Origin of the sequence: Fuscovulum ytuae (assembly GCF_029953595.1) — a bacterium.
Taxonomy (GTDB): Bacteria; Pseudomonadota; Alphaproteobacteria; order Rhodobacterales; family Rhodobacteraceae; genus Paragemmobacter; species Paragemmobacter ytuae.
The window spans coordinates 239,909-252,382 of sequence record NZ_CP124535.1 but is presented as its reverse complement, the minus strand read 5'-3'; the positions used below and the strand labels follow the sequence as shown (position 1 = coordinate 252,382).

The following is a 12,474-nucleotide window of genomic DNA, read 5'->3' as shown; positions in this document are numbered from 1 at the left end:
GGACATGATGATCCGCGCCGCCCTTCTTTCCGCAGCCCTTCTGTCCCCCATGCCGCTTGCCGCGCAGGAGGCCAGCCCGGCTGAACCCGAAGATGGCCCCAGCCTGATGGAACGCGGGCTGTCGCTGTTCTTCGAAGGGTTCCGTCAGGAAATGGAACCGGCGTTGGAGGGCATGGGTCAGGCCCTTGGCGAGATGAAGCCCGCAATGGACGAATTGATGGGCATGATTGACAGCATGACCTATTACCAGATGCCCGAAATGCTGGAAAACGGCGATATCATCATCCGCCGCAAACCCGATGCGCCGCCCGTCGCCCCTCCGGCCCCAGAGGCGCCGGGCATCGACCTCTGACCCCCTATAGCTTGGTGATCCGTGGCGGGGTGACGGCCTTTGAAAAGGCCGCAAGGATCGGCTCTGCCCCATGCTGTTCGGCCAGACGCAGCAGGGCGAAACGGATTTCTGCCATCTCGCGGTAATAGCGCAGGAACGCCGCATTCAATGCGGCCCCCGCCACGGCCCCCAGCACGGGCACCGCCTGTGTGGCCAGTTTCTGCCCCATGGCCGTGGCAAGGCGCGGGGCGACAGTGGCGATCACCTGCCCCAGCGCCGGACCTGTCACCGTCAACCGCGCCGACAGGAAGGACGTGTTCACCCCGTCATCCTGCGCCAAGGGACTGCCCGCCGAAAAGACGCGCAGGCATTCCGCCCGGATCGCGGGATCGTCAGGGTCATAGCCTGCCTCGCGTGCCGCGCGGCGGATGGCGTGCAGGATCACCGTGATCGTAACGGGCAGTTCGGCAACGGATGTGGCAATCCCCCCCGCCCCGCCCAAGGCCCCCGTGACCATCGCCGCAGCCAAAGGCCCCTGCCGCCCCAGATCGGGCGCACGGTCGCCCTGCGCGGCCAGCCCATGCGCAGCCAGAAGCGCGCGTTCCGTCACCGCCCCGATCTGCGCCTTCACCCCATCGGGCAAGCTGCCCATGCGATCTTCCAGCCGCCCGCCCACGCGATTGACCAGCGCCATCACCGGCCCATTGGCACGGCGATAGCGGCGGGCCAGCGCCGCGATCTCGGCGCTACGGTCGGGGGCGGCAATGGCGGGCAGGGTTTCCATAGGTCGAATGTGGGCGCATCACGCGCGGCCCGCAAGGGGCGCGTTCAGGTCGCTTTCGTCACTATGCCCGTAACGCCATCCCAAGCCCCCGCCTTCAGGGCAAGGCCCAGCACCCGGTCGGGGTTGGTGGGGGGCGGCATCTCAACACCCGAGAGTTTGTGGAACCCGAAGCGCGAATAATAGGGCGCGTCGCCCACCAGCATCACCCGCTCCCACCCCAGACGGCGGGCCTCGGCAAGGCTTTCATTGATCAGAAGGCCCCCCAGCCCCTCGCCCTGCCGAGTCGGGTGGACGGCCACGGGGCCAAGAAGCAGCGCATCGCGCCCCCCTACCCGCACCGGCCAATAGCGGATCGCGGCGGCCAGCGTGCCGTCGCCATCCCGCAAGGTCAGGCAGAGCGCGGCCACCGTCGGCACCCCATCCCGCAACCGATAGGACGACAGCGCCGTGCGCCCCGGCGCAAAGCAGAGGTCGTAAAGCGCCTCCACCTCCCACCAATCCTCTTCGGTTTCCTCGTCCAGACGGTACAAGCGGGCGGCCTTTCGATTCCTCTGGAACCGCCCGTAACATGTGAATACGACAGGTTCAAATCGCAGCAATCCTGCCCCCGAAGGAAGCCGCCCAACCATGTTCTACCGCCCCGCCGATGGCCACGGCCTGCCGCATAATCCCTTTAACGCCATCGTCACGCCCCGCCCCATCGGCTGGATCGCGACGCGCGGGCCGCAGGGCGACAACCTTGCCCCCTATTCCTTCTTCAACGCCGCCGCCTATAGCCCGCCGCAGGTGACCTTTGCCTCCACCGGGGTGAAGGACAGCCTGACGAATATCCGCGCGACGGGCGTGTTTTCGGTCAATATCGTGGCCGCCGCGATGCTGCATCCGATGTCCGAAACCTCGGCCAGCTTGCCGGCCGAGGTGGATGAATTCGCCCAAGCCGGGGTGGAAAAGGCCGAATGCGCGGTGATCGACGCCCCCCGCGTCGCAGATGCCCCCGCCACGCTGGAATGCACGGTGGTGGAGATCATCCCCTTGCGCGGGCGCGACAATTTTCTGGTGATCGGTGAAGTGGTGGGAATCCACCTGCGCGACGATTGCCTTGTTGCAGGGCGGTTCGACGTGACGCGGTTCCAGCCTTTGGCGCGCATGGGGTATCGGGATTACGCGGTGGTGTCAGAGGTGTTCGAACTGCACCGACCGGGCGAGACGTGACGCAGGGGATGGGCAATATTGCCCATCCTACCCCATACCGACGATCCGCGACTTCGCCGCCAGATCGCCCCCCCGCCAGACATAGGCCGCGACCAGAGGCTTCGCCCCCGTCCGCATCGCATGCGGCATCCATGACGGATGCCGGATCGCCTCACCCGGCAAGACGGGCGCGTAAGGACCATCCCCCCGCTGCCATTCCGCCACCCCCGATACTGGCAGATAGACCTCGGTCGCCTCATGCGCATGGGGCGGATAGGCCACCCCCGGCCCAAGAACAAGGAACCCCACCGCCACCGTCTTACTGGCGATCGGGCCGCGCAGACCGATCAACTCGGTCCAGCCATAGCCCTGCAGAAAATCCGCCCCGAAATCCGCCACCCCGTAGGTCTGCCCCCAGCGCAGCCCCGCAGCCCCGTCGCGCAAGCCTGCAACCAAGGGCGCAAAGGCATCGGGCGCCCCCGCCACCGCCGCATCCAGAACCGCGCAGACGGGCAAGACCGAAGGCCCCACCGCGCGCGTCATGTGCAGCGCGGGCCAGCCCGCCAGCGCCTCCTCCGCCCCCGCTGCCAAGAAGGCCGCCCTCACCCCCGCCGCCAGTTCGACCGCATCCATGCCCCGCCCCCCTTTTGTCGCACCCAAGCACGGAACGCCCGCGCACGCATCCCCCTTCCCGCCCCGCCTTGCCCCGCCTAAGCTGCCTGCGGCATCAAGGGGGCGACAGATGAAGACGATGATCGGCGTGATCGGCGGGTCCGGGGTCTATCAGATCGACGGGCTGGAAGGCGCAAGCTGGGTGAAGGTGAAAACCCCGTGGGGCAAGCCTTCGGATGAGGTGCTGCTGGGCCGTCTGGACGGCGTGCCGATGGCCTTTCTGCCCCGCCATGGGCGCGGCCATGTCCATGCGCCCTCTGACGTGCCGTTCCGCGCCAATATCGACGCGCTCAAACGGCTGGGCTGCACGGATGTGGTGGCCGTCTCTGCCGTGGGCAGCTTGCGCGAAGATTTCCGCCCCGGCGATTTCGTCGTGGTGGATCAATATATCGACCGCACCTTCGCGCGGCCCAAATCCTTTTTCGGCGCGGGCTGCGTGGCCCATGTGGGCTTTGCCCATCCCACCTGCCCCCGCCTGTCCGCCGCCTGCGCCGATGCCGCGCGTGGGGCGGGCGTCACGGTGCATGAGGGGGCCACCTATATCGCGATGGAGGGGCCGCAATTCTCCACCCTCGCCGAATCGCGGCTTTATCGTTCTTGGGGTGCCGATGTCATCGGCATGACGGGGATGCCCGAGGCGAAACTCGCCCGCGAGGCGGAGCTTTGCTATGCCTCGGTCGCGATGGTCACGGATTACGACTGCTGGCATCCGGGCCATGATGCGGTGGATGTGGCCGCCGTCATCGCCACGCTGACGGCCAATGCCGGGAATGCCCGCGCCCTTGTGGCAGGCCTGCCCGCGCGCCTTGGCGCTGACCGCGCGCCCTGCCCGCATGGCTGCGACCGCGCGCTGGACATGGCGCTGATGACCGCGCCCGACAAGCGCGACCCAGACCTTCTGGCGCGTCTTGATGCCGTGGCGGGGCGGGTGCTGGGCGGGGCAGCGGCGGGCTGAGTGCGCACGCTTAAGCCCCGGTAAACCCTGCCGGCGCGCAATGGCGGCCCGTCCTCATGACAAAGGCCAAGCCCCATGCGCGCCTCTCATATCCGTTTCCTGCAACGCCGCCTTGCCGCGCTGGGCCATGATCCCGGCCCCGCCGACGGCACGCGCGGTCCCCGCAGCGATGCCGCCATCCGCACCGCGCTTGCCAGCCTGCCCCCCTTGCCCAAGGGCTGGCAGGTCTGGCCCCCCCGTCGCCGCGCGATTGCCTGTCTTCAGGCGCTGGCGCGCAGGGATGGCATGGATCCCGGGCCGATCGACGGGCTCTGGGGCCCGCAGACGGATTATGCCGTGACCGCACTTCTCATCCTGCACCAGACGGGGCAGCGCCCCGATTGGCGCGACCTGCGTCCCGCCCCCCCGGCCCTCTGGCCGACCGAGCGGGAGGTGACCGCCACCTTCGGCCCGCATGGGCAGCCGGGCGGCTTTACCCCGCCGATGGTCAAGGTCCCCTCCCCCTGGCCCTTCCGCATCGCCTGGAACCTGGCCGAGACGCGCGCCTTCCTCTGGGCGCATGAGGCAACCGCCGCCTCTGTCACCCGCATCCTGCACCGCATCCATCTGCATTACGGGGCCGAAAGGCTGCGCGACCTGCGGCTTGATATCTTTTCAGGCGACTACGCCCCCCGCCGGATGCGCGGCAGCGAAAGCCGCTGGTCCATGCATGCCTGGGGCCTTGCCTATGATTTCGACGATACCGAAAACCGCCTGCATTGGGGGGCCGATCGCGCCCGCCTCGCCCGGCCCGACTACCTACCCTTCTGGGAAATCTGGGAATCCGAAGGCTGGACCTCGCTTGGCCGCGCGCGCAACCGCGACTGGATGCATGTGCAGGCCCCCCGGCTGGACTGACCCTAGAAAAGACCCTCCGCTTGGCGCTTCATCTTGGCCCAAATACTCAAAAAAACCTCGCCACCCGCGCCGCCGTCAGGCCGTCATGCCCCGGCAGGCGGGGGGCAGACGGACCGCAAGGTCCGACGCTGCCCCCCCCGGTCGGCCCAGCCCCTCTCGACGCCCCTGAAACGGCCCGCTACATCAAGGGGAACACGACCAAAGGGGACGCCATGGCCAAGACCGTCAAGGATTACATCCGCACCATCGTCGACTTCCCGCATGAGGGCATCCTGTTTCGCGACGTGACCACCCTCTTCGCCGATCCGCGCGGGTTCCGGATGTGCGTGGACCAGCTCCTTTCCCCCTATGCGGGCCAACCCATCGACAAGGTCGCAGGGCTTGAGGCGCGGGGGTTCATCCTTGGCGGCGCGGTGGCGCATCAACTCTCCACCGGCTTCATCCCGATCCGCAAGAAGGGCAAGCTGCCAGGGGCGGTGATTTCGGAAAGCTACACGCTCGAATATGGCGAGGCGACGGTCGAGGTGCATGACGACGCCATCCAGCCGGGCGAGAAGGTGCTTCTGGTCGATGACCTTCTGGCCACGGGCGGCACGGCCGAGGCAGGGATCAAGCTGATCGAACGGCTGGGGGCCGAGGTCATCGGCTGCGCCTTCGTGGTGGACCTGCCCGATCTGGGTGGCCGGAAACGGCTGGAAGGGATGGGGATGGATGTGCATGCCCTGTGCGCCTTCGAAGGGCTCTGACGCGCAGCATCTTGCCGCTAACCTTTTCTTAACCCCGTGCCCTTAAGACTGAGTCTCGTCGGGGCTACCCACCCCGGCGCTGCTTGCAGGGACCACAACCCCACCCCCCCGCCGGTTCACCCCGGCGGGGTTTCCCATTTAAAGGCGCGACCCTGTCATTGTCCCGTCACGGGCGGCAGGCTATCTCCGCCCGATGACATCCTTACGCGATCTTTTCCGCAGCTTTGGCCAGATCGGACTTCTGTCCTTTGGTGGCCCTGCCGCGCAGATCGCGCTGATGCACCGGATGCTGGTCGATGACCGCAAATGGCTGACGGAAAAGGAATACCTCTCGGCCCTTTCCTTTTGCATGCTTTTGCCGGGGCCAGAGGCGATGCAGCTTGCCACCTGGTCGGGCTGGCGGCTGCGCGGCACGCTGGGCGGGCTGATTGCGGGTGGGCTCTTCGTCCTGCCGGGGGCGGCGGTGGTGCTGGCGCTTTCCATGATCTATGCGGCCTATGGCACGCTGCCCCTTGTGCAGGCGGTCTTTTCCGGTGTGCAAGCCGCCGTCGCCGTAATCGTGATCGAGGCGCTTTTGCGTCTGGCCAAGCGCGCGCTGAAAGGCCGCGCGGCGCTGGTCATCGCAACGCTCGCCTTTCTTGCCCTTTTCGCGCTGAACGCCCCCTTCCCCGTGGTGATCCTGATCGCGGGCCTTTGGGGCTTTGCCGCCGCAAGGGGCGAGGCTGGCCCCCTGCCCCCCGCCCCCGCGCTGCGCGGCACCTTGGCGACCATCCTTCTCTGGTCGGTGGTCTGGCTTGCGCCCCTTGCCCTGCTCTGGGCAGCCGAGGGCGGCATTCTGGCCGAAATCGGCGCCTTCTTCGCGAAACTCGCCCTGCTCACCTTCGGCGGGGCCTATGCCGTGCTGGCTTGGATGGCGCAGGCGGTGGTCGAAGAGAAGGGCTGGCTCACCTTGCCGCAAATGATGGACGGCCTCGGCCTCGCAGAAACCACGCCCGGCCCCCTGATCCTTGTCACCGAATTCGTGGGGTACATGGCCGCATATCGCGATGGCGGCTGGGTCATGGGCATGGCCGGGGCGGCGGTGACGCTTTGGGCGACCTTCGTGCCCTCTTTCCTGATGATCTTCGCCGGTGCCCCATGGATTGCCCGGATCACCGCCGACCCGCGCCTTGGCGGCGCGCTTCAGGCCATCATGGCCGCCGTGGTGGGGGTGATCGCCAACCTCGCGCTGTGGTTCGCGGCCCATGTCTTTTTCGCGCGGATTGGTCGGGCAGGTTTTGGGCCGGCGGACCTGATCGCGCCCGATCTGGCAAGCTTTCGCCCCGGCTTTGCCGCGCTGGCCCTGATCGCGGGGTGGCTGCTCTTGCGGCGGCATATGCCGCTGCCTCTTGTCCTTCTGATGGCAGCGGCGGGGGGATTTCTGCTCCACCTGGCCGGTCTGGACCAGCCGCTTTCCCCCTGATCGGCAAGCGAAAGCGACAACTTCCCGAACCGCCCCCTTTCCTTCGCAGCCGAATCCCCCTTAATTGGGGGCAGCAGCGGAAAGGACAGCGCATGGCCCGATCCATCGATTATGGCAACCTGATGCACCGGGCGATGCGCGGCCTGATCCAGACTGTCCTGCGCGATGTGGCGCGCGACGGTCTGCCCGGCGCGCATCATTTCTTCATCACCTTCGACACGACGCATCCCGGCGTCGCCATCGCCGATTGGCTGAAGGAGCGCTATCCGTCGGAAATGACGGTGGTCCTGCAACATTGGTACGAGAACCTTACCGTCACCGACGACCATTTCGGCGTGACGTTGAATTTCGGCAATCAGCCCGAACCTCTGATCATCCCCTTCGACGCGGTCCGCACCTTCGTCGATCCCTCCGTCGAATTCGGCCTGCGCTTCGAAACGCATGACGACAGCGATGACGAGGAAGATGAGGATGAGGACGACGATGATGGCGATGACGATCCCCCGCCCCATCAGGATGCCGAAATCGTCAGTCTGGACAAGTTCCGCAAGCACTGACCCGCGCCAGGGTCGAAAATTCCCCGCCCCGCACGGTATGCGACGGTATGCCAATTGATTTCAGCCACGCCCCCCGCTAAGGCGGACGCAGCGAAAACAGGAGGCTTGCCCATGTCCGCCACCCGCACCGAAACCGACAGCTTTGGCCCGCTGGACGTTCCCGCCGACAAATACTGGGGCGCACAGACCCAGCGGTCGATCATCAATTTCCCCATCGGCTGGGAACGCCAGCCCGTGGCGATCATCCGCGCCTTGGGCGTGATCAAGAAGGCCTGCGCGCTGGTCAATATCGATCAGGGCGACATCGCGCCCGAACTGGGGAACGCCATTGCCGCAGCAGCGCAAGAGGTGATCGACGGCAAGTTCGACGACAACTTCCCCCTTGTCGTCTGGCAGACCGGATCGGGCACGCAATCGAACATGAACGCGAACGAGGTCATCTCGAACCGCGCGATCGAGATGCTGGGCGGCGTGATGGGGTCGAAGAAACCCGTCCACCCGAATGACCATGTGAATATGGGGCAATCCTCGAACGACACCTTCCCCACTGCGATGCATGTGGCCATCGGCATGATGGCGCGCGACGTGCTGCTGCCGGGGCTGGAAAAGCTGTCGGCGGCGCTTTGGGCGAAATCGGCGGAATTCAAGGACATCATCAAGATCGGCCGCACCCATACGCAGGATGCCACGCCCCTCACGCTGGGGCAGGAATTTTCCGGCTATGCGACGCAGGTCGACAAGGGGATCGCGCGCATCAAGGCCTGCCTGCCCGACATTTATGAACTGGCGCAAGGCGGCACTGCCGTCGGCACCGGGCTGAATACCCGCGTCGGCTGGGATACCCGCGTGGCCGCCCGCATCGCCGAGATCACGGGCCTGCCCTTCGTCACCGCGCCCAACAAGTTCGAGGCGCTGGCCGCGCATGACGCAATGGTGATGTTCTCGGGCGCCCTCAAGACCGTGGCGGCGGCGCTCTTCAAGATCGCCAATGACCTGCGGCTTTTGGGGTCCGGCCCCCGGTCGGGCCTGGGAGAGCTGATCCTGCCGGAAAACGAACCGGGTTCGTCGATCATGCCCGGCAAGGTGAACCCCACGCAGGCCGAGGCGCTGACCATGGTCTGCGCCCATGTCATGGGCAATGACGCCGCCGTGGGCTTTGCCGGAAGCCAGGGCCATTTCGAACTGAACGTCTACAACCCGATGATGTCCTATAACGTGCTGCAATCCATGCAGCTTTTGGGCGATGCGGCGGGGTCTTTCACCGATAACATGGTGGTGGGCACGCAGGCCAATGTGGCGCGGATCGACAAGCTGATGAAGGAATCGCTGATGCTGGTGACGGCACTCGCGCCCACCATCGGCTATGACAACGCCACCAAGGTCGCCAAGACCGCCCACAAGAACGGCACCACCCTGAAGGAAGAGGCAATCGCCTTGGGCTTTGTGGATGAGGAAACCTTCGACCGCGTGGTGCGGCCCGAGGACATGATCGGCCCCAAAGGCTGATCCATGGCGGAAATCGTCAACCTGCGCGCAAAACGGAAAGAGGCGGCCCGCAAGGCCGCCCGCGCCAAGGGGGATGAGAATGCCGCGAAATTCGGCCGGACCAAGGCCGAGCGGGACCTTGAACAGGCGCGGGCGGAAAAATCCGCCCGTGATCTGGATGCGCATAGACGTGACGCCCCCGAGGGCACGGAATGACCGCCCGCCCTGCCAAACATTCCCTAACCCTGCGCGGCCACCGCACCAGCGTCAGCCTAGAGGAAGAGTTCTGGCAAGCCTTCCGCGCCATCGCCACCGAACGGGGACTGACGCTGAACCAATTGGCGGTTCAGGTGGACGAGGCGCGCGAAGGCGATGTGGGCCTTGCCTCGGCCATCCGGGTTTTCGTGCTGCGCCATTATCGCGGTTAACCGGGAATTTACCGACTCAGGCCAATTTGGGGGGATGAACCGAAACCTTCTCCCCTATACGACCGAAGGATGGATCGCCCATCTCTTCAGCTCGCAAGCCGCGCGGGATGGCGGGGTGATCCGGCGGCAGGTCCGTGATGTGGAACGCTATGTGGGCCGGGATGTCTTCCTGACCGAGATGCGTCGGCGCGGTTATCCGGTGCTGGAAAACTCGGGACAGTTCATCATCATCTGCAATCAAGAACCGATCCGCCGCGTGGTTTAGCGATTTCTGACGCAGAAATCGCAGCGGAATTTGACGCAAATTCCGCCTTGAAGCGCCGTCCACCCGATTTCTGCGTGCAGAAATCGCCACGAAATCTGCGTCAGATTTCGTCTCCCCGCCGCGACACCCGCAGCCAGATCCCGTCCTTCGCCCGCACCGTCAGATGCGCCACAGGCACCGGCACCCGCCCCTCCACCACCTCAAACCGGAAGGCCCGGACCAGCAGCGCCAGAAGAAGCACCCCTTCCGCCATGGCAAAGCCCGCCCCGGTGCAAACCCGCGGCCCACTGGAAAACGGCAGCCAGCCGTCCCGCGCCGCGGCCTTCGTCTCGTCCCGCCCCCAGCGCCCCGGATCAAAGTCGTCCGGCTGGGACCAGATCCGCTCATGCCGCCCCAGATGCCAAGAGGACAACACCACTTGCGCCCCCGGCGTCACCTCCCGCCCGCGAAACACCTCCGGGCAGGTCGTCTCGCGCACCATCATCGGCACGGGCGGGAACAGGCGCAGCGTTTCGCGGAACACATCCCGCGTCAGTTTCAACCGCGACAGGGCGGAAAACGTGGCCTCCATCCCCGCCGCCTCCGCCGCCACCGCCTCTTGCACCTCCGGATGCGCCGCCAAAAGCCACAGCGCCCAGCCCAGCGCGGATGCACTTGTCTCATGGCCCGCAAGGAAGAAGATGGCGACCTGATCGACCATTTCTTCGGTCCCGAACCGTTCCCCTGTCACCGGGTCCGCCGTCACCATGATCTTCGTGGCCAGATCGTCGGGCGCCCTGCCTGCTGCGATCTCGGCCGCCCGCCGCGCCGTCATCGCGGTGATCAAACGCCGAATATCCGCCGCCGCCGCCCGCGTGCCACGCCGAAACCCGCGCGGCAGCCAGCGCGGCAGGGGGATAAAGGCCGCCAGATTCAGAATGGGCTGCGTGCGCTGATAGGCGCGAAAGGCTTGGAACACCGCCGTGGCATCCCGATCCTCGATGGGCAGGGAAAACAACGTCCGGAAGATCACATCCGCCGCGGCATGGCTGGCGAATTCCTCCACCTCCACCACGCCTTCGCCCATCCGCGCGACCGCCGCCTCGCCCGCCGCCCACATCGCGGGAAAGGTATCCCGCAATCGCCCCCCTTCGAAGGCCGGATCGATGATCCGGCGTTGGCGTTTCCACTCTTCCCCATTCGTCACAAAGACCGACCGGCCGAGCAGGGGCGCCAGCCCCTCACGCACCCGGTCGGATTTCGGGAAATCGTCCGGCCTTTCCTGCAGCACCAACCGCACCAGCGCCGGATCATTGCACATATAGCTGCGAAAAAACGGCGTCCGAAACTCCGCCATCCAGGCCCGATACAGCCGCGCGGGTTGCGCCGACAGGATATCGGCCCGGAACAGCCGCAAATAGCGCCACCACGACACGCGGTCGGGCCGCACAGGGGGCTTTGGCACCCTCATGCTACGCTCCGATGGCCCGACATGGCCCGCTCGATCCGGCTTTTGGACGGCACCCGCCCGCGATAGCGCGCGCCCAGCGTCAAGGGCCCCGCCGTGATCCGAAAATAATCGTAATCGCCGGGCCGATCAAAGGCGCACATATATTGGAAATGCAGTCGGAACCAGCGATAGCGCATCGCCCGCCACCGCTCGGGGCTGAAGGTCTGGCTGAACGCGGCCGAGATGACCAAGGGCCAGCGCTTCCCTTCCGGCGCCACCCCCGTCACCGCCACCGGATCGCACAGCGCGAAGGCACAGCCATCCCCCGGCGCCGTCACATCCACCCACGTCACCGCCTCTTGCGCGGCAAGATAGGCAAGATCCGCGCGCAGCCGCTTTGCCTCGGGCAGAAAGGACACCATCGGCACCACCTGCCCAAGGCTCAGGAAGGACAGGGCCGCACTCCGCTCCGCCCCCCCCTCGCGCAAAAGATCGGCCAGGATCGTCACCCCAAGGATCGCGCCCGAAGAATGGCCCACGACCAGCACCTCATCCACCCCCTCCTCCGCCACGGCGGCGCGGATGCGGGCGCGAAACTCGGTCATCCGGCGGTCCAATCGGGGCGGATAGGCCCCCCAATGGCGCGCCGAAAAGGCGTAATCATGCATCAGGTAATAGGCAAGGAACCGGCGATCCGCCCGCTGAAACAGGCGCAGCACGGCCCAAGCCAGCCCCAACCCCGCCCCAAGGCCCAGCGCCAGGCCCAAAGGCCCCGGCAACAGCGCCGCCAGCCCCAGCCCGATCCCCCAGCCCGCCAGCCCCGCCAGAACGGCTTGCAGGGACAGCATCACCACCGGGTAAAGCGCGGCCAAGGTCGGCCCCTTGCGCAACCGCCCCAGCCGAAACAGCGCGCCTGATGCCACATAGACCCAAGCCGTGCGCAGCATCTGCCCATAGGTCGCAGGGATCGTCCGCCGCATCGAGGATCCGATGATATCGGCCCAGACCAGCACCTCGACCTCGGCCCGCACCTCTTCGCCGTCGATCTGGGCCTTCACACTCCAGCCATGGGCAATGCCTGCGGGTTTTGCCCCCACTTCCAGCCCATAGCCCGAAATCGCGGCCTGCGCCGGCCCCTCTTGCCGGTAGAACTGCCGATAGCGCCGCGTCTGCAGGGGGTCGAAGCCCGGAATATAAAAGACCCGCCGCCGCCGCACCCGGCCCGTCTCCCGTGGCCCCAGTTCTGTCATTGAAAAACCCTGCACCCTGCCT

At 66.3% G+C, this 12,474-nt stretch carries 16 protein-coding genes; 11 read left to right on the top strand and 5 right to left on the bottom strand.

Features of this window, described 5'->3' with window-relative positions; translation table 11 throughout:
• The first annotated feature begins 4 nt into the window (after positions 1-4).
• A complete protein-coding gene (locus QF092_RS01210; protein ID WP_337250650.1) occupies positions 5-352 on the top strand; it encodes an AAA+ family ATPase in 348 nt (115 codons plus the stop codon).
• A gap of 4 nt (positions 353-356) precedes the next feature.
• On the opposite strand, the gene QF092_RS01205 is transcribed toward QF092_RS01210, so the two are convergent.
• Positions 357-1,115 (bottom strand): EcsC family protein, encoded by a 759-nt coding sequence (locus QF092_RS01205; RefSeq protein ID WP_281466827.1) that lies wholly within the window; start codon positions 1,113-1,115, stop codon positions 357-359.
• A 44-nt stretch (positions 1,116-1,159) separates the two neighbouring features.
• Complete coding sequence (locus QF092_RS01200) at positions 1,160-1,645, bottom strand: GNAT family N-acetyltransferase (protein WP_281466825.1); 486 nt, start codon at positions 1,643-1,645, stop codon at positions 1,160-1,162.
• A gap of 97 nt (positions 1,646-1,742) precedes the next feature.
• Here QF092_RS01200 and QF092_RS01195 point away from each other — a divergent pair, with 97 nt between their 5' ends.
• A complete protein-coding gene (locus tag QF092_RS01195) occupies positions 1,743-2,327 on the top strand; it encodes a flavin reductase family protein (protein WP_281466822.1) in 585 nt (194 codons plus the stop codon).
• Between the two features lie 27 nt (positions 2,328-2,354).
• On the opposite strand, the gene QF092_RS01190 is transcribed toward QF092_RS01195, so the two are convergent.
• On the bottom strand, positions 2,355-2,939 hold the full coding sequence (locus tag QF092_RS01190; RefSeq protein ID WP_281466820.1) for a dimethylsulfonioproprionate lyase family protein: 585 nt from the start codon (positions 2,937-2,939) through the stop codon (positions 2,355-2,357).
• 109 nt (positions 2,940-3,048) lie between these two features.
• Here QF092_RS01190 and QF092_RS01185 point away from each other — a divergent pair, with 109 nt between their 5' ends.
• The 9 genes from QF092_RS01185 to QF092_RS01145 all read left to right on the top strand — a co-directional run bounded on the left by QF092_RS01185 (position 3,049) and on the right by QF092_RS01145 (position 9,773).
• Positions 3,049-3,933: an S-methyl-5'-thioadenosine phosphorylase gene (locus QF092_RS01185; RefSeq protein ID WP_281466819.1), complete on the top strand. Its 885-nt coding sequence runs from the start codon at positions 3,049-3,051 to the stop codon at positions 3,931-3,933.
• Between the two features lie 75 nt (positions 3,934-4,008).
• Positions 4,009-4,830 carry a hypothetical protein gene (locus QF092_RS01180; RefSeq protein ID WP_281466817.1) on the top strand — a complete coding sequence of 274 codons (822 nt, stop codon included), beginning with the start codon at positions 4,009-4,011 and terminating at the stop codon, positions 4,828-4,830.
• A 212-nt stretch (positions 4,831-5,042) separates the two neighbouring features.
• On the top strand, positions 5,043-5,576 hold the full coding sequence (locus QF092_RS01175; RefSeq protein ID WP_281466815.1) for an adenine phosphoribosyltransferase: 534 nt from the start codon (positions 5,043-5,045) through the stop codon (positions 5,574-5,576).
• A 193-nt stretch (positions 5,577-5,769) separates the two neighbouring features.
• Complete coding sequence (chrA, locus tag QF092_RS01170) at positions 5,770-7,038, top strand: chromate efflux transporter (protein WP_281466813.1); 1,269 nt, start codon at positions 5,770-5,772, stop codon at positions 7,036-7,038.
• A gap of 92 nt (positions 7,039-7,130) precedes the next feature.
• Positions 7,131-7,595, top strand: a complete 465-nt coding sequence (locus QF092_RS01165; protein ID WP_281466811.1) for an SspB family protein — start codon at positions 7,131-7,133, stop codon at positions 7,593-7,595.
• Positions 7,596-7,706: 111 nt separating this feature from the next.
• Positions 7,707-9,101: a class II fumarate hydratase gene (fumC, locus tag QF092_RS01160; protein WP_281466809.1), complete on the top strand. Its 1,395-nt coding sequence runs from the start codon at positions 7,707-7,709 to the stop codon at positions 9,099-9,101.
• A gap of 3 nt (positions 9,102-9,104) precedes the next feature.
• Complete coding sequence (locus QF092_RS01155; protein ID WP_281466807.1) at positions 9,105-9,296, top strand: DUF4169 family protein; 192 nt, start codon at positions 9,105-9,107, stop codon at positions 9,294-9,296.
• Positions 9,293-9,508, top strand: coding sequence for a ribbon-helix-helix domain-containing protein (locus tag QF092_RS01150; RefSeq protein ID WP_281466805.1), 216 nt, complete (start codon positions 9,293-9,295; stop codon positions 9,506-9,508). The genes QF092_RS01155 and QF092_RS01150 overlap by 4 nt, the downstream gene beginning before the upstream one ends.
• A 34-nt stretch (positions 9,509-9,542) precedes the next feature.
• Entirely contained in the window at positions 9,543-9,773 is a 231-nt protein-coding gene (locus QF092_RS01145) for an N-(5'-phosphoribosyl)anthranilate isomerase (protein ID WP_281466803.1), read from the top strand.
• Between the two features lie 100 nt (positions 9,774-9,873).
• On the opposite strand, the gene QF092_RS01140 is transcribed toward QF092_RS01145, so the two are convergent.
• Together QF092_RS01140 and QF092_RS01135 are read right to left on the bottom strand one after the other, a co-directional pair.
• Positions 9,874-11,223, bottom strand: a complete 1,350-nt coding sequence (locus QF092_RS01140) for a cytochrome P450 (protein WP_281466801.1) — start codon at positions 11,221-11,223, stop codon at positions 9,874-9,876.
• Positions 11,220-12,452: a hypothetical protein gene (locus QF092_RS01135; protein WP_281466799.1), complete on the bottom strand. Its 1,233-nt coding sequence runs from the start codon at positions 12,450-12,452 to the stop codon at positions 11,220-11,222. The genes QF092_RS01140 and QF092_RS01135 overlap by 4 nt, the downstream gene beginning before the upstream one ends.
• Between the last annotated feature and the right edge of the window lie 22 nt (positions 12,453-12,474).